Genomic DNA, 15,172 nt, shown 5'->3' with positions numbered 1-15,172 from the left:
GGTGAAAAATGCCGAATGGCTGGGTCTTGAAGGGGCTCAGACATGTTGACTATTCGTGGTGGGTGTTTGACATAGTGTTGATCCAGATGAGGGCTCCCCATGGCTGAAGAAGACGTTCAAGCACCTGCAGACGTGACCGCGACGAACGAACCGGAACAGACCGCACTTGCGCGTCAGAAGAAGATCCCTCGGCCGAAGAAGGCAGTAGCCGAAAAGGCGAGCGCTTCTGCTCCAGTGGTCGCAAGACCGAAGACACGTGGCCTGACAGATCAGGAGAAGCAGGACAGGGTCTCCCAGATCGAGAAGGACGTTGCTGGTGGCGCGACCTTGAAAGATGCGGTCAAAACAGTCGGGATCTCCGATCAGACCTACTATCAGTGGAAAAAAGCTGCCGCAAAGCTTGCTGTGGCTCCCGTCGCTTCCAAGGCCAGCGACAAATCCGTCTCTGCCGACGACGAAATCGCCGAGTTCATCGCGCTGGAAGAGGAAAATCGGCGGCTGCGGAAGCTTGTTGCCGAGAAGCTTCGGGCTGAGAACGCAGACCTTCGCAAACGTCTGAGAATTGAATAAGATTGCTGTCAGCGGTGGGCGCCGAGCCCATCACGCCGTCGCCACCGATCATGCCACCGAAGAAGCTTTGAATTCATGAAAGCACCACGACGCGAATTCGTCGTTGAGTACAAATCGGCCCGCCGACAGACCAAAGCGCAGCCGAAATCGATCTGGGGAAACCTCGATCTTGGTGCGGTTGCGCGTCAGGTCGATGCAGACGACGTCCTGCCTGCCGAACAGCCAATCCGACCTGAGCCCGTCGAAGCGCAATCGGTTAAACCTCCAACGTCCTCGAACGCTGTCGTCCAGGCGGCGGAGATGCCCGAGAACGTGGATGATCTCCCGCCATTGGTCGAGGCCGGTTCCCAAATCGTCGACGTAGTTTTTCCCCCGGATATTGACGTCCCGATTGACGCGTCACCTCCGGCTGAGGCCGAGACATCCCAGCCGCAAAGGAGACGCAAACGGAAATCAGCGACGCGAGAGCTTTCCCCGCGCCGTTCTGACGCCCCGCATGCAATTCTGCCGGCAGTCGAGCTCGACGATGACATCGAAGCGCTTGATGCCGAGAACCGCCGGCTGAAGCGTCTCATGGTGGATAAACTTCGCAGCGAGAACGGTCGGCTCCAATCGATCCTCGACCGGCTTGAAGAGATCCCGGCCACCTGTCGGGGCTGAACGAGTTCACAAAGAGAACTCGATCAAAACGAGTAGGCGCAACGCTCCGGTCAGCGCGAACAAGATGGCTCCGAAGTCAAAAGCATCGAGCTGGAACGGCTGATCGCCCAGGGCATCACGCTTCTGGAACGCCGCAACAGTTCCGAGTTCATGCGCGACTATGCGGGCGACCTCTTCGAGGCCCAGACCGGCTCCGCCTGGCGGCCGCGCACTGGCTCGAAGGTCAGCCACGCAAACATGACCGCCGCGATGGTCGACAGCCGCGATTTCCTGTCCGCTCGCCGACGCGCCGAGGCCGAAGTGCTGATCCCGGCCGGTACCAAGATCGCCTTTGCCGGTGGCATGGACTTCAACGATCACGAATGGATCTGGGCCAAGCTCGACCAGGCCAGCGCAAACACCCCGACATGGTGCTTCTGCACGGCGGATCGCCCAAGGGGGCCGAGCGCATCGCTGCCTGCTGGGCCGAGGGCCCAGATCAGCTTCAGCCGAACTGGACAAAACACGCCAGGCCGCCCCGTTCCGTCGCAACGACCGCCTCCTCCTGCTCCCCAGACCGGGATCCCGAGCCGACGAGCGGGGCCGTTACGGGTGCGATCGTCGGCGGCCCTGTTGGTGCAACCGTCGGCGGTGTGGTTGGCCGTTGCAGGCACTGCGATCGATCCGCCGCCGGAACGTGTCGTCACCTATGTCCGCGAGGCTCCGATGCCGATCGAACCGGTTATTCTGGAAGAGAAGGTGGTCTTGGGTGAGGCCTTGCCTACAGCGGTCGCCGTCAAGCAGGTGCCTGAGAACCCCAAATACAGCTGCGCGATCGTCAACAAGCAGCGGGTGATCGTAGAACCGTCGTCCCGCAAGGTCATTCAGGTGATCGACTAAACCAATCCCAAGGTCGGGCGGTGTCACAGCCGCCCGCCTTGTCCCCTTCTTATTACAATGTTTGGAATGATCATGGCATCCGCAATCACTGGAACAATGTTGGCGATGGCACCTATGGTTTTGGCGCTTGTTTTTCTTCACGACCAATCCAGAAATCTTCCGTCTAGGGTTTACGTACCAGACGCTGCGGTTCTCGCAATAACCGGGAAATGACGGATCGGGCCTATCGACGCAGCCGTCCCGAACGGGCGGTGAACATTGGCAACGTCCGCGACCTGTTGCAGCTTTGTTTACTTCGCCATCGCGCCGTGGTTCTGTGGTTCGGACCGAGCAATCTTGAACCAGATCCGAGGACACGGAAATCCGATGATATCCCGCCGTAGCTTCCTGTTGGGCTCAAGTTGGTTGGCCACGGTTGCCGCCACCACGGTCGACATCGATCAGGCGTCCGCCAAGAACGGGAACGGTGGAAACGGTGGCGGTGGCGGTGGCGGTGGCGGAAACAATGGTAATGGTGGGGGAAACGGAAACAGCGGCGGGAATGGCAACGGAAACGGCAATGCCGGTGGCGACGGTCAAGGGAAGGGGCCAGGGACAGGAAGCTCGCTCCGCTCGACGACCTCATCATCCCGAAGCGAGGTCAATGCCCGCACCGGCGACACAGTCAGCGTTTCCGGATCGTCCATTCAAGTTCGTCATCGCACCGGAATCGAAGAAGCGCTGACCGAAGGGCGCTACGTTATGCGCGACAAGCGCGGCAGAACCATCGTTGAACGCGCCGCAACCCAGGCCGATCGGTCACGAATCCAGTCGCTTCTCGATTAACGGAGCGGCCGGCCTCTTCGCACCCGACGCCTGCCATTTCAACGCAGCTTCCGTACGATTGGAAGCGCCAAACTTTGCCATGATCTTAGTCATATGATGCTTGACGGTCTTCTCGTGAAGACTGAGACGGCGCCCGATCACCTTATTGCTCAGTCCCATGGCGACAAGTTCAATAACGTCGATTTCGCGGGCGCTCAATCCATAGGATAGGTTGGCTGGTTCGGCAGCATCAAGCGAGCCGGCGATCAGTTTAAGGCTCAGATCCGACGCGACATAGCGCTCGCCCTCTGCCACTGTTTTCAATACGTCGGCAAAGGTGGTCGGACCTACGCCCTTCAGCACATATCCACACGCTCCGAGTTGAAGCGCTTTGCGGACATGCTCGCCATCCTCCGACGCGGTCAGCATAACGATTTTGACATGAGGGGAGGTTCTAACGATTGTATCGATCGCCTCTAGCCCCCCACCGGGCATCGAGATGTCCAGGAGTATGACGTCGGGGCCGTGCTCTCGGGCGATAGCGATCGCATCTGCTGCGCAGGCACCCTCTGCGACGACATCCATGCCCAGCTCGACGAGGGTACTCGCAACCCCAGCCCTGAAAAAAGGATGATCATCGACAATCCCCACCCGCAACGTCCCGTTCATGCAGCCTCCGCTTCAAAAATCTTCAATGACATCGTCAAAGTCGTCCCTTGCTGGGATGTCGTTAGGTCGAACCTTCCGCCCAGGCTCTCGACACGGTCTTTCAGCCCGGAAAGGCCTAGTCCATCGTTCGAAACGCTCGGATCAAAGCCAGGCCCGTGATCGCTGACGGCAACCACGACACAATCGCCGGCAATCCACTGCTCGACTCGTTGGCCTTTGCCATCGGCGTGTTTCCAACCGTTGTTGAGCGCCTCCTGAACAAAGCGGTAGATGCAGATGCGCGCGGATGCGGGAAGAACTGCATAGGCCCCTTCCGCGATCAGTTCCACATCCACGCCGGTGTGGGATCGATAATTCGAAACGACACGGTCCAGGATTTCCGGGAGAGGAAGCGTTTCAATATCCGGGAGAGCGAGCCCACGACAGATATTGCGGACCTCACGGATTGCATCGTCGAGACTGTGCTTGATCGCCTCGACCTCTTTCATCCGTTCGGGCTCAGGACGACTGCCGTCGCGAATTGCTCGGCTTTCAACCCGCATCGATGCATAGGCCATGAGTTGGACAGGGCCGTCATGAAGATCGGCGCTAACACGTCGGAGGACTCGCTCATTGAGAGAGGCGGCGTTCTGTGAAGCTCTCCGGACGCGACCCGAAAGGTCCTGATTATGGCGTAGCAGCAGATCAAGTTCTTCGACGCGTGCGTTCAATGCGGTGCGCTGGTTTTCAATGGTCTTGCTGCCCTTAAGGACGATCGCTGATAACAGGAGGAAAAAACCCACCGTGACGGCGACAACGGCAAGCCAACTTTTTGTCCGCGTCAACGCCAGGGTATCGGTCAGTTCATTCGCGCGCTCATAAAACTCCGCGACGGCAATCACTTCGCCCGACCACGGCTGGTGTATAGGATTGTAAATCTCCAGGACCGGCGTGTCTGATTTTACCGCGGCGGCTGGATCTTCGTCCTTGTCTAGCTCGAACTCCGCCACCATCTGGCCGGAAAAGGCGCGCTTCAGATCATCATCCGGCGGGACCTTCATCCCCATCAGGGCTTTGTCGTTGGAATAGAGCGCCGTTCCGTCACCCCTCCACAACCGAAACGAAATCAAACGATTTGCGAGCGCGCCCTGGCCCAACGTCTCATCCAGAGCTCTCTCAATCGACTCGTCGAGGCTCTCGGTTGTGGTCAGGTCTGGCAGGATCGGCGCTATGACGCTGTCAACATAGAGAGCCGTAGCGGCGGCAGTGTTTTGGGTGATTGCTTTAGCGATCAGATCGGTGACGAAAAAACCAACAGAAAGGAGCGCAACGAGCGTCACAAGTCCGCCAGCAAAAAAGAACTGCTTTGCAAGGGAGAATGAGCCGAAGAACTTCACAAATGCACGCACTTCAACCGGTCCTCTCAAGATGGAGAGCGACGTAAATAATGCAGCATATTCGGGGTTCAATACGTCAATCGAAGATCGGCAGCGCAGAACAAAGGTCGACCTTGCGAGACAACACAAAAATCCCGCACGACGGCGGGCCAACTGCGGTCTAGTCGATTAGGTAGGGACCGGTCCCAAGACAGGTCGCTCCTAATAGCCGATATTCATGTCGAATAAATGTACGCTCGGGAAAAACGTAATCGCAGAGTTGGTGCATGGGCGAGCAGATCTCGGCCATGCCTGAGGCTTTATAACTCGCTGGGTTTAATCTGAACCGGTCGTCAAAAGCAGCGTATCGCGAGACGTGTTCTCGACCGTGGGAGTAGAGACGAACGTATTGCTTATCGGAAGAAAAGGGCGCCGGGAGGCGCCCTTCGTGGCTTGGTCAGAGAGCGCCACGGCGATAGCGGAGCCGCTCTTCTTCGACCTGGCTGGCATCATACGGATCAAGCGTGTCATTAAATCGCGTCCATCCCTGCTTTTCATAGGCGGTACGACGCTCAGTCGGATCGACCCAGTTTGAGCGTTTCAAGATCGCTTCGGCTTCGGGCGCAATGGCGTCATCCACCTTGGCGGTGACCAATGTACCGCCCCGGCGAACGCCTTCAGCATAAAAATGGGCATCGCGTTCCGGAATACCGGAGTCCGTCAGCGCGCCGATAATGCCGCCGGCCGCACCGCCGGCGACCGCACCGGCCGCTGCACCAGCAGCGGTCGCTGCAAGCCAGCCTGCAGCCACAACAGGTCCAACACCGGGGATCGCCATCAAGCCAAGGCCGGTGAGAAGTCCGCCTGCGCCGCCGACCACCGCGCCAATCCCGGCGCCGGTTCCGGCACCCTCGGCCGCGTTCGAATCCCCGTGCCGCCGGTCCGCATTATTGGAGACGATGCTGATGTCGTTAGACCGCACGCCTGCAGTTTCTAGTTCACTCACCGCTGCGCTGGCATCGGCATAGTCGTCGAATAGTCCGGTTACAGTTCTCATCGATGATCTCCTTGAGGTTACTTGGCGACAACGTTGCCCTGGTAATCCAGTGCAATCGAGACGGCCTTACCGTCCTTCATGCCTGCGGCGTTCCAGACGCCTTTGTCGTCTTTCTTGAGGTCCTTGACCCCGGTGTATCCGGCTTTTTCAATCCGATCCTTTGCCTGGCTTTCCGTAAAGCTGTTTGCGCCCTCTACCGGCGCTGTGGGGTTCTTGGTGTCCGGTGTCGCGACCGCGGGCGTGTTGCCATTGCTGTTGGCCGCTGGCGCAGTCTGCGCAACGGCGGAAAAAGCCGCAACGGAAGCGAGTGCGGCGGCGAGAATGATGGTTTTCATGGTTTCCTCTCTAGCTCGGATCTTCGTCGTTGGATCCGTTTGCTCAACACCCCGATAACCTGATGGTTCCGCCATTGGACTTTAGGCCGAAGGTCCGGACCGATGACCCTGAGAGCGCAAAGGACGTTTGTTCGGTCATCGTAACGAGAGGCGCTGCGGATATGGCCGATCCAATATGGACCGGTACCGATTGGTTGGACCGCGACGAGCACTTAGCTGCAGCAGGCATTTCCGCCGGATGACGGTTTGCAACATTACGATGTGCGGCTGTCAGGTTCGACGAGCGACCGATCGCGCGGTTTGTAGTTTGCTGGCCGCGCGGAACGCTCAACATGCACGGCGTCATCATACAGGGGAAGGGGCCTCGGCACAGTAGAGCTGCATCGGCTTTTACGCCGTCGCCTACCTCGAATGTCAACTTGACCGATCCGTCAAGCTGCACATGCTCCGACGCCTTTCGGATGATCGCCGCGAATGATCGGGATCGTATGGCCGGCGTAGTTGCATTCCATCGCGAAACCAGTAACGCGACGGCTGCGGTAGGTGGACCTGGCTCGGCTTTCGTGATCGACAAACCGGCCGCAAAACCATATATAGCCATAGCCATCCGGTTCCCGGTATTCCTGCCAAAGCAAATGGAGCGTGACGCCCTTGCGCTCCAGTTCTATGGCCATCTTCGGCCAGTTCGGCTCGACCGTATCGCGTGGATGCCGTCCCATACGCCGGAATAGTCGATGCTCAAAAACATCGTCCTCGTCCAGGCCCGGAGGTAGCGGCCAGACCGCAAGCCCGGCTTCCCTTAATCTCTGAAACCGGTCTTTTTTTGAGCTTCGATAGCCATAGATCGGATCAAAGCAGATCCTAGACCAGTTCGACGATAACCCCTGATCCACGAGCAATAGTAAAACAATCCAAGTGTTCGGTTCGGACGAGATATCGATAACCGCAACGGCCACAACTCAACCGCTTAGCCGCGCCACGATATGCAAGCATTGGTCTGGCCATACCGAACTCTCGAGGTTAAGCACAAGGGTTTTTCCGGATACTTTCAAAAAGGAAAAGTCTGAGCACGCTGCGTCTGGACCTAGACGCAGGGTGCCCTTGTTGATGACACTGGTTATGCTGTTCGTGACGCCGTCCGAGATCCCACCGTCAGCATTGGAGGCGAGGTGCTAGTCTATCGACATTGCTCGCGATCCTGTCGATCGGCTTTACGGGGCTCGTTGAAGGCATTGTCACGATCGGCGAGTTTGTGGCTGCGGTTTATGCTCTCAGCCGGGCCATACCTTTACTTTTCTGCAGATGGGCCAGCAGATCTTTCAGGCGCCCGGCACGATCAATGACGCCATGCCCGTCATGACTACACCGCCGACGATCGTCGACCGGCCAGACGCGACCGAGTTGACCGTGGAAAGCGGTCCGGTTCGCCTCGAGAACCATAGATTCTCCTACAAGTCGAGCCCACCCGTGATCGTGAACCTCTCGCTGACGATCTGTCCTGGCGAAAAGGTCGGTCTCTTTGGCCTCTCCGGCGCCGACAAGACAATGCTCGCCAGTTTGCTCCTTCGCTTCTACGATATCAAAGACGGCACAATCCCGATCGATGAAAGATATCGCGACGTCACGCAAACCGGTCTACGCCGCGCCATTCTAAGCGCGCTTTTTGTTGAAAATTCGGAACGCGATACCTGAATATCAGAGGGCTGGAGTCACGAAATCGTGGAACGGCGAACATGCCCGTAAGCTGAGCGATCAAGGCTTGGGCAACTGATGCGCGGTTGCGAGTAAGCGCTAGCCTTGTTCGGCCTTGCGCATGGACATTCTTTGACAACGCGGTTGCTGCGAAACTTCACGCCGCCGTCCTTGCCCACGAGCAGCACCTGAAAGCGATCGTCGGCGAGCTTCGCTTCCTTGCGAAGAGCGGCCGCGTTCAGACCAGATGCGTTTCCATAAATGGAAAGAGCTCCGCCATCGGCGACTTTGATTATTACGATGTCACGATAGGCGAACTCGTCTTTCTTGCTTTCGAGCAATTCGATCTGTTGGTCAAGCCGTGGGTCCGCTGAGCTCCCGAAAACAAGGATGACGCGGTTTTTCCATTCGAGATCGGGAAGACTTTGCATGGCTGATACCTATGAGGCTAGGAGGTCAACAGCGAAGGCTAAGACCATTCGGTTCATATCGAAGTCCTCTGTTGATGAAGCCTAACGTGCTGCGAGTATATTGTTCGCGGTCTCGCAGACCGTCTCGTGGTGGGGGTGAGTGTGGGCTTGTCCGCAGGCTGCGGCGCCGGCTGCCTCGTCAACAGAACCCGTTGAGTTTGAGGATCTTGTGCGCTTCGATCGCCGCCCGAAGTTCGTTTTCGGAATTGCGATTGCCCTGGTTCGCATCCGGATGATGCATTTTGAGCCGTTCCTTGTAGCGGCTTCTAATCTCCTCAGGAGTTGCTTCCGGCGACAGGCCCAAGGTCTCGAACGCCTTCGCTTCGAGGACCTTGAGTTTTCGGGCCTGAAGGGCCGCTCTTGCCGCCTGGCGTTCTGCCGCACTCTTGCGGGCGTTGATTGCCTTGGCAGAACCTGATCGCGCCGTCGATGGAAGAGGGGCTTCGGTCGCCCGTTTGGCCCGCACGCCGATCGTCGGGCGAAGGCCACTTGCCGCCTCCTTTTGGTAGCGAGCCGTTTCGGGGTCGGACAGAGCCGGCGAATAGCTGTAACCCTTGGTGTATTTTTGAACATGCTCGGCACAGAAGAGCAAGTACAAGCCATCTGCCCCGCTCCCGACCGGTGCTCTGTGCGTGCCCGGCTTTTCGCAGCCATCCCACTGGCATCGTGGGCCGGTCGGTTCGTTTTTGGTCTGAGATTTGCGGATGGGGCGCAGGCCCACGAATATTTTGGAGTCAGAGGTCATAGGCGGGATATAGGGTGAACTGTCGACTGGTGGCAAGGATTTCACTGTAAGTGCGCTACAGCCGAAACAGCGAGCACCTTCCAATTAACCGATCAAGCCGCGCTGATTCAGCAATTGATCTGTAATTCCAATTTCAGCAAAATCAGTGCTCTAATTAACTTGGTGACGTGCCAATGGTTCGGCTCCTTACAGGGCCCGAATTTGGTTCCTTCTGGGGATTCATCGCCGAAGAAGTTGCTGAACGTGACCCGCAGCTTTTTCCCTGAAATCTGGAGGGTACCGGCACCACCAATTACCTCCGCTGGACTGAGGAAGACCCGTTTTTGAGTCGGGTATTGGGTGAGTATGTGGGTCGCGTCGAAACGACGTTTGTTACCAAACCAAAGCCTGACGGCGTCCAGTATGACCGCTATACGGTCCATCTTCTCGCTATGTTTCGAGAGATGTGGAAGACGGTCGAGGATTACACTCCTATCAGGTGACGACAAACTTCTTCGCATCCTCGACCACCAGCATGGTCGTTCGTCTTTCTTTCCAAGGGGATGGCGGGGCAGATAGCCCAAGCAACTACTAACCCGCATGATGCTCAAATGGCTTTGACAAACGCATTGTCCCAATGCGCGTGGCGTGACGGCGATAGGAATTGCAGAGCCTCGATCGCGCCGGTCCCTGCAACCGCAAGTACGCCAAAAGGACCGTATGTGTGTGATATGCGACGACAAACAAGAAGCTCATCAATGCGAATGCTAGGACACGATCGACATTCACTGGAAGCAAGTCATGAGGGCGCAACTCAATCGGACTCATGGTGACGAAGATGATCAATGCCAAGCTCGTCCACGCTACTGCACGCAGGATTTTCTGTGTCATCATTGTGTTATAAATGGAAATGCTGCCCTGCAGCAATCAAACTCGTTTGCGATGATTAGCCCCGCGCCTATCATTTCCTACAAACGCGGCGGGATTTCTTGAGCGCCCTATACGCTTTGGTACACCGGACGGGCCATGCCAGGCAGGAAAAAGACGAGCCTTCTTCGCGCTCGTGAAAATATCAGCACTTAAGAATGCATACTCGGTTAGGCCCGCGCGCCCTATCATCGCGCAAGCGAGGCCAACGACGGCAAAGCCGCGCTGACCTCTACCGCAGTAGGGTATGACGGGTGAGGTCACTGCGGTGCCAGATCGCTATCAGGCTGACAGTTCCAAAGGAAATTCAGACGGAAGTGATGGTTGTTCGAAAGTTAAGGATGGGACACGAACGTGCAGCACGACCCGCATCGATGATGGGACATTCTTAACATTCCGCCGCGAGCGGCGTCGGTAGCTGATACGAAGGGAGCGGACGGAATTTGCTCTTGGCATACTCATGAGGACCTTCTTTCGATAGGTCCCTCATATCGGATGCGCTTGCCGCGGCAACTTGATCCATGGAATGCGGTTACGCAGTAACCTTACCGGCGCTCGCCCAACCACCGCTCCCTATTAGCGCGCTAGAGCAGCCTGTTGACGTCATCACCGTTCCTTGGTCAAGGACAATTCGCCATTGGTGGCTTATGTGGCGACAAGTGGGGAGTGTCAGACCTATTAGCAATTAGGCGAAAGCAGCCTGTGGGCTCGATATCACTTCTACTCGGATTGTGGCGCGACCGTCTTTTACGAGAACGAAGATTTGCCCGGTGCGTACGCGATCCCCGTCGGCGCTTTTGCTGATCCGGCGTTCCCGCATCCGACGCGATCAATCTTTGAACGGCGCAAACATGAATGGGTTGATGTCTTGGAAAGCGGTATCGTCGCCAAGTTCTGACAAGTCCGGCCGGGGCGCTTCAATCACCTGTTCGGCCCGGCTGTCTTCGAAGAACCAGCCAACCAAACGGTGGAATGAAGATCGCGGCTTCAGTAAAATCAGCTGACTATGAGAAATTTCCCCAGCGAAAGATTTTAGCAGCGGTCATGTGTTTTTTCGGCCGCTCTCCCCGAGGGGTTTTCCTCAATGGCCCTAAAGATCAAAGGCTCGTTGAAGAGTTGTCGTCCCCAGCGAAACTGCATCCTCATTAAAGTACCCAGATATAGTGGCACTGGCGTCTCGTCTCCCACGGTATTCAGGTCTGGAAGCTGAGCGCTTCCGAGAATGTCGCGGGCAACAGCCGTGACGACGGCGTCTGATACTTTCTGCAGCGAAGTCGACTCAACTCCGGACTGGAGCTGATATTGTATTGATGGGTAGTCACCGATAAATTAGCTGTATATTGAGAGCCATCGGCTCGCGCCTATGCGCGGTTGACGGGTATAGTCGCGACCGGCCGCAAGTGCTGGATGAGTTCGCGCGCGGTCAGATAGCGCTCGAAGAGCATGTTGACATGCGAGCGGCGCAGAATACGCGGCAGACGCCTAATTTAATTGAGGAACTTTTTGTCACGAAAGCCGTTAACGATTCGAGCGGCGTAACCTAGTCAGTGACGCAGTTCACATGGAAGAGCCCGGGATCCACCCCGGGCTTTTTCTATTTTGAAGTCGTACGCCGGTGCGGGCGGTCGCTGGACCATTTGCATTCCGCAAGTAGAGCTGGTGCATCGTCTCGGCAACGGCTTTCGATTCTGTCCCGGGAGGTGGTGTAGGTCGATAGCGGTGGTCATCGGCTTTTTCCGGTAGGGTTGGGTTGTTCAAGCACAACCTTTTGGAAAGACCACCGATGACCAATTGGAGTTGCCCCATAAATTCCGGACAGGATCGGTTTAGAGACTTTGATGATAGACGGCTATTATGCCGTCGTTGACAAGGCTTTGAAGTAGGGGGGACATCTCCTCAGATCGGACGAAAGCCACCCGCTCGTGGCCAACTGTTTCCAGTAAAACTGTTGTTCCTGACGTCATGAACAGGTCCTCAGGAAACGACCGCTTAGACCAATCAAATAATCCACTAGCGAAGTCGGTCATAGCTTTTAGAACCGATGGGTTTACGTTATACTCCAAGACTCTGCCAAAGCCGTTAAGAAGCGTTGTGCCGGGCCATGACTGCTGAATGCTGTCACTGACTTTCGCACTCTCGATCTGGTCTAATAGCTGTTTTCCTTCCGCCGCTATGTCGCCTTGAACGACGAAGCCAATCGTGTCGGCGTTTCGCCCGAGTTCGGCCAGAAGGGCGACGTACACAGCTCCTTGGATATCGTCTACCACGTCAAACACCATCATTCGGCGGCTCCCGCGCTGCGCATATCCGTCTGACTGCTCGACAAGAACTCTCTCGGAGAACGATAGCCGAGTGCCTTGTGAGGATGAAGTGTGTTGTAGTGCTCGAACCATGCGGGCAGTTGCGCGATGACGGTCATGGCGTCCGGGACGGGGTTGACCGAGACGTAATCGCGCTTGAAGGTTTTGACGAAGGCCTCGGCCATTCCGTTGGATTGGGGACTGCGAACGGGCGTTGAACACGGCTCCATGCCGATATCGATGAGCAGCGTTTTGGTTTCCTTTGCGATGAAGCAGGAGCCGTTGTCCGTCAGCCATTCGATTGACTTTGGAAGTTTGTTGACGAGACCGAAACGGTTCTCAACAGCCGTGATGACAAGGTCCTGGACGTCCTCGCTTTTGATGCCCTCGGTTGTCGCGACATGGGCGATAGCCTCGCGATCACAGCAATCGAGAGCGAAGGCAACGCGGACCTTCTCCTTGTTGTCACAACCGATTTCGAAGCCGTCTGAACACCAACGCAGATTGGATTGCTCGACGGCGACGCGGCCATCGTGGCGACGGGTGTCGACTGCACCCGTATGGCGCTGAAGAAGCATGCCGTGAACCTTCATCACCCGGTAGACGCGTTTGGCATTTGGCCATGGACGGTTTTCGCTGCGGGCTTTACGGCGCAGGATCGCGTGGACCCGGCGATATCCGTAGGTCGGCATGTCATCGATGATCGTCTTGATCTCATCCATCAGTTCCTGATCAGCGAGCGGCGGCCGCCCTCTGGCTCTGGAAGGACGTTGCCTCACACGTTCCGCTATGTTGGATCGGGCGACAGCCAAGGTCTCGCACACCGCCGTCATCGCGAACCGTCCTTCGGCAACGACAGCGAGCGCAACAGGTGTTTTTTTGACCCTGATGCTATCTCAAGCGCTTCTTTGAGGATTTCGCCTTCCATCGTCTTTTTGCCGAGGAGGCGCTGAAGTTCTTTCACTTGGTTCTGAAGCGCTCTGTATTCGGATGCCGGGACGACCTCTTCCTGCGATGCCGTCGCCGTCAGCGCACCTTGCGCCGCCAATTTACGCCAGGCGAACAACTGGTTTGGCTGAATGCCATGCCGTCGAGCAACGATGCTGACCGTGACATCCGGCTCGTAGGTCTCCTGGACTATCGCGAGCTTCTCCGCTGTCGACCAGCGACGACGGCGCTAAGGGCCGGACAGCACTTCTATCTTAGGTATGTGACTAGTCATAATGGGCACATTACTCCTCACACTTAACAATTGGGAGATCGTGTCCGGAGATTTAGGGGGCCACTACACCAATAACATGATGGACCTGCGCTCTCGTGTTGAGAAGAGTGCTGATGCGGATTTGCTGCGCGAGATGATTGGCTTTGCGGCCGAGAAGCTGATGGAGCTGGAGGTGGGTGCCAAGACCGGTGCGGCCTACGGCGAGAAGAACGACTTTCGGCTTGCTCAGCGTAACGGCTATCGCGATCGCGTGCCTCGTCGGGGTCGGCTTTGCCCTTAACCACATTGAAGCAGGCAGTTTTGGCCTCTGCCAGCGCGTCACCTTCTTCAGTCGGCCACTCGTAAACCAGCTTTCGAGCCGCCGTGTCGGTGTCCGGAATAACAACGTATAGGCCCACACGATCGAGTTGGATTTCGACTGGTTCATCCCATCCGCTACCCTCGTGCCGGTTGAAAGGAATCGGTAACGAGGATAGGGTAGGTGTGCTGATCAAAGCGTTCTCAAACTTGGAGAACCCGGTTTCTCCAAGATTAGCACTTTCCAAACCCGGTCGTCCTCTGGCCGGGTTTCTTTTTAACAAATAATGTTTGTTCGATAGCGTACCGACAACAAATCAGATATGGATGTTCCCGCGATCCACAAGATGCGGCTTGTACTCGTGACGGGAGCGTCCAGCGGAAATGCTAGACGCTCCCAATCTCCATATTGGGCTGGTTGATACTCCTCCAACGGATGGCGAACACCACCCGTACATACAATGGATAACCAAGCATTAGCAGGACTTGCTAAGATTGGGTGTAGTGATAGTCGGCGTGTTACTACGCGTTTTTCAACCGCTTCGAGTAGAAGCAGCCCCCTGATCCACCCCACCAGACGATCTTGAGCCGGTCCGCCCGCTTCGCCCGGAAGACACATATGAAGCCGTTGAACAGATCACTGCCGGCGTCGTGCACCAGCGACATCAGGTTGTCCGGCCGCTTGCGGAAGTGGGTAGAATGGCTGGCGAGGAACACCATCAAACCCGCGGGGGATCATGCTGAGCGAACCGACCGGATCCCGCGCTGCAGACGTTCTTCGTCAGCATGCCAGCCGTCCCGCACGACGATACCGACGAAAACGATTTCGACGAGGGGGCGGGGTCAGATACAACGATCTGCGGATCAACCGCCGCTGTTGCTTGTCCAGGCTCATAGTTGCCCAACAGTTTCCTGCGCCAGCGGTAGAGTTGAAACGGCAAAATTCCGCACTGTGCGCAAGCGACCAGACCATGGTGAGCGATCCGTTTCCCTATCCGGCACGGCGTGCTAATTGCGGCAGTTCCAAGTACATCTATGGGGTCATCACCCCGAGTTAGTGTCACGGGGTTCCTGGCTCGGCTAGGCTTCACACGTGAGAATGTGGAGTAGCACTGTCCCGTGGTGCGGCGAGTGACAGCAAAGCTTGAGGCCACCCCAATCCAAGCAAACGCTAATACCACGAGAAGCGAACCGTGCGGCAATTGCCGAAG

At 56.8% G+C, this 15,172-nt stretch carries 16 protein-coding genes and 5 pseudogenes; 7 read left to right on the top strand and 14 right to left on the bottom strand.

The annotated features are described in order from the left end of the window. The first annotated feature begins 99 nt into the window (after positions 1–99). Positions 100–570, top strand: coding sequence for a transposase (locus KX729_RS27495; protein ID WP_219745677.1), 471 nt, complete (start codon positions 100–102; stop codon positions 568–570). A 48-nt stretch (positions 571–618) separates the two neighbouring features. Here KX729_RS27495 and KX729_RS27490 read toward each other — a convergent pair whose 3' ends face one another. Continuing rightward, complete coding sequence (locus tag KX729_RS27490; RefSeq protein WP_219745676.1) at positions 619–822, bottom strand: hypothetical protein; 204 nt, start codon at positions 820–822, stop codon at positions 619–621. A 48-nt stretch (positions 823–870) separates the two neighbouring features. On the opposite strand from KX729_RS27490, the gene KX729_RS27485 reads away from it, so the two are divergent. Further along, positions 871–1,230: a hypothetical protein gene (locus KX729_RS27485; RefSeq protein WP_219745675.1), complete on the top strand. Its 360-nt coding sequence runs from the start codon at positions 871–873 to the stop codon at positions 1,228–1,230. A 6-nt stretch (positions 1,231–1,236) separates the two neighbouring features. Here the strand turns inward: KX729_RS27485 and KX729_RS34935 are convergent, their stop codons facing one another. After that, positions 1,237–1,590 (bottom strand): hypothetical protein, encoded by a 354-nt coding sequence (locus KX729_RS34935; protein WP_512699460.1) that lies wholly within the window; start codon positions 1,588–1,590, stop codon positions 1,237–1,239. Here KX729_RS34935 and KX729_RS34930 point away from each other — a divergent pair. From KX729_RS34930 to KX729_RS27470, 3 genes and pseudogenes are all read left to right on the top strand, one after another. Then, positions 1,573–1,640, top strand: a pseudogene (locus KX729_RS34930) (hypothetical protein); the annotation flags it as partial. The gene KX729_RS34935 and the pseudogene KX729_RS34930 overlap by 18 nt on opposite strands. Positions 1,641–1,866: 226 nt before the next feature. Beyond that, the gene (locus KX729_RS27475) at positions 1,867–2,109 is read left to right on the top strand and encodes a DUF1236 domain-containing protein (protein ID WP_219745674.1); all 243 of its coding nucleotides are present in this window, start codon (positions 1,867–1,869) and stop codon (positions 2,107–2,109) included. Positions 2,110–2,475: 366 nt separating this feature from the next. Continuing rightward, positions 2,476–2,934: a hypothetical protein gene (locus KX729_RS27470; RefSeq protein WP_219745673.1), complete on the top strand. Its 459-nt coding sequence runs from the start codon at positions 2,476–2,478 to the stop codon at positions 2,932–2,934. Here the strand turns inward: KX729_RS27470 and KX729_RS27465 are convergent. From KX729_RS27465 to KX729_RS34635, 5 genes and pseudogenes are all read right to left on the bottom strand, one after another. Next, positions 2,908–3,582, bottom strand: a complete 675-nt coding sequence (locus KX729_RS27465) for a response regulator (RefSeq protein WP_219745672.1) — start codon at positions 3,580–3,582, stop codon at positions 2,908–2,910. The two genes, KX729_RS27470 and KX729_RS27465, sit on opposite strands and share 27 nt — an antisense overlap. Further along, complete coding sequence (locus KX729_RS27460) at positions 3,579–5,030, bottom strand: sensor histidine kinase (RefSeq protein WP_246617902.1); 1,452 nt, start codon at positions 5,028–5,030, stop codon at positions 3,579–3,581. The genes KX729_RS27465 and KX729_RS27460 overlap by 4 nt, the downstream gene beginning before the upstream one ends. A 364-nt stretch (positions 5,031–5,394) precedes the next feature. Further along, complete coding sequence (locus KX729_RS27455; protein WP_219745671.1) at positions 5,395–5,994, bottom strand: general stress protein; 600 nt, start codon at positions 5,992–5,994, stop codon at positions 5,395–5,397. Positions 5,995–6,011: 17 nt separating this feature from the next. Further along, entirely contained in the window at positions 6,012–6,329 is a 318-nt protein-coding gene (locus KX729_RS27450; RefSeq protein ID WP_219745670.1) for a PepSY domain-containing protein, read from the bottom strand. Positions 6,330–6,906: 577 nt separating this feature from the next. Beyond that, a pseudogene (locus tag KX729_RS34635) lies at positions 6,907–7,135 on the bottom strand (IS21 family transposase); the annotation flags it as partial. Positions 7,136–7,518: 383 nt separating this feature from the next. Here KX729_RS34635 and KX729_RS27440 point away from each other — a divergent pair. After that, positions 7,519–7,979, top strand: a pseudogene (locus KX729_RS27440) (ATP-binding cassette domain-containing protein); the annotation flags it as partial. A 59-nt stretch (positions 7,980–8,038) separates the two neighbouring features. Here the strand turns inward: KX729_RS27440 and KX729_RS27435 are convergent. The 5 genes from KX729_RS27435 to KX729_RS27415 form a co-directional block, all read right to left on the bottom strand. Beyond that, positions 8,039–8,452: a DUF4174 domain-containing protein gene (locus KX729_RS27435; protein ID WP_219745668.1), complete on the bottom strand. Its 414-nt coding sequence runs from the start codon at positions 8,450–8,452 to the stop codon at positions 8,039–8,041. A gap of 178 nt (positions 8,453–8,630) precedes the next feature. Then, positions 8,631–9,236, bottom strand: coding sequence for a J domain-containing protein (locus tag KX729_RS27430; RefSeq protein ID WP_219745731.1), 606 nt, complete (start codon positions 9,234–9,236; stop codon positions 8,631–8,633). Positions 9,237–9,343: 107 nt separating this feature from the next. Further along, positions 9,344–9,658: a hypothetical protein gene (locus KX729_RS27425; RefSeq protein ID WP_219745667.1), complete on the bottom strand. Its 315-nt coding sequence runs from the start codon at positions 9,656–9,658 to the stop codon at positions 9,344–9,346. A 2,310-nt stretch (positions 9,659–11,968) separates the two neighbouring features. Further along, the gene (locus tag KX729_RS27420; protein ID WP_219745666.1) at positions 11,969–12,424 is read right to left on the bottom strand and encodes a hypothetical protein; all 456 of its coding nucleotides are present in this window, start codon (positions 12,422–12,424) and stop codon (positions 11,969–11,971) included. Continuing rightward, a protein-coding gene (locus KX729_RS27415; RefSeq protein WP_312992271.1) for an IS3 family transposase occupies positions 12,421–13,583 on the bottom strand; the annotation gives its coding sequence in 2 pieces (ribosomal slippage) (positions 12,421–13,325 and positions 13,325–13,583; 1,164 coding nt in all). Before KX729_RS27415 ends, KX729_RS27420 begins: the two co-directional genes overlap by 4 nt. Positions 13,584–13,740: 157 nt before the next feature. On the opposite strand from KX729_RS27415, the pseudogene KX729_RS27410 reads away from it, so the two are divergent. After that, positions 13,741–13,914: pseudogene (locus tag KX729_RS27410) on the top strand (transposase); the annotation flags it as partial. Positions 13,915–13,966: 52 nt separating this feature from the next. On the opposite strand, the pseudogene KX729_RS34630 reads toward KX729_RS27410, so the two are convergent. Then, positions 13,967–14,062: pseudogene (locus tag KX729_RS34630) on the bottom strand (hypothetical protein); the annotation flags it as partial. A gap of 421 nt (positions 14,063–14,483) precedes the next feature. Continuing rightward, positions 14,484–14,681 (bottom strand): IS66 family insertion sequence element accessory protein TnpB, encoded by a 198-nt coding sequence (gene tnpB, locus KX729_RS27400; RefSeq protein ID WP_219745665.1) that lies wholly within the window; start codon positions 14,679–14,681, stop codon positions 14,484–14,486. Positions 14,682–15,172: the final 491 nt, after the last annotated feature.

It is taken from the genome of Neorhizobium populisoli, from assembly GCF_019430945.1.
In the GTDB taxonomy this organism is placed as follows: domain Bacteria; phylum Pseudomonadota; class Alphaproteobacteria; order Rhizobiales; family Rhizobiaceae; genus Neorhizobium; species Neorhizobium populisoli.
This window is presented reverse-complemented; position numbering and strand designations above follow the sequence as displayed.

Coding starts and splice junctions, on each gene's coding strand:
- KX729_RS27495 (WP_219745677.1), top strand. CDS start 100: ATGGCTGAAGAAGACGTTCAAGCACCTGCAGACGTGACCGCGACGAAC.
- KX729_RS27470 (WP_219745673.1), top strand. CDS start 2,476: ATGATATCCCGCCGTAGCTTCCTGTTGGGCTCAAGTTGGTTGGCCACG.
- KX729_RS27425 (WP_219745667.1), bottom strand. CDS start 9,658: ATGGACCGTATAGCGGTCATACTGGACGCCGTCAGGCTTTGGTTTGGT.
- KX729_RS27450 (WP_219745670.1), bottom strand. CDS start 6,329: ATGAAAACCATCATTCTCGCCGCCGCACTCGCTTCCGTTGCGGCTTTT.
- KX729_RS27465 (WP_219745672.1), bottom strand. CDS start 3,582: ATGAACGGGACGTTGCGGGTGGGGATTGTCGATGATCATCCTTTTTTC.
- KX729_RS27420 (WP_219745666.1), bottom strand. CDS start 12,424: ATGATGGTGTTTGACGTGGTAGACGATATCCAAGGAGCTGTGTACGTC.
- tnpB (WP_219745665.1), bottom strand. CDS start 14,681: ATGGTGTTCCTCGCCAGCCATTCTACCCACTTCCGCAAGCGGCCGGAC.
- KX729_RS27455 (WP_219745671.1), bottom strand. CDS start 5,994: ATGAGAACTGTAACCGGACTATTCGACGACTATGCCGATGCCAGCGCA.
- KX729_RS27485 (WP_219745675.1), top strand. CDS start 871: ATGCCCGAGAACGTGGATGATCTCCCGCCATTGGTCGAGGCCGGTTCC.
- KX729_RS27435 (WP_219745668.1), bottom strand. CDS start 8,452: ATGCAAAGTCTTCCCGATCTCGAATGGAAAAACCGCGTCATCCTTGTT.
- KX729_RS27430 (WP_219745731.1), bottom strand. CDS start 9,236: ATGACCTCTGACTCCAAAATATTCGTGGGCCTGCGCCCCATCCGCAAA.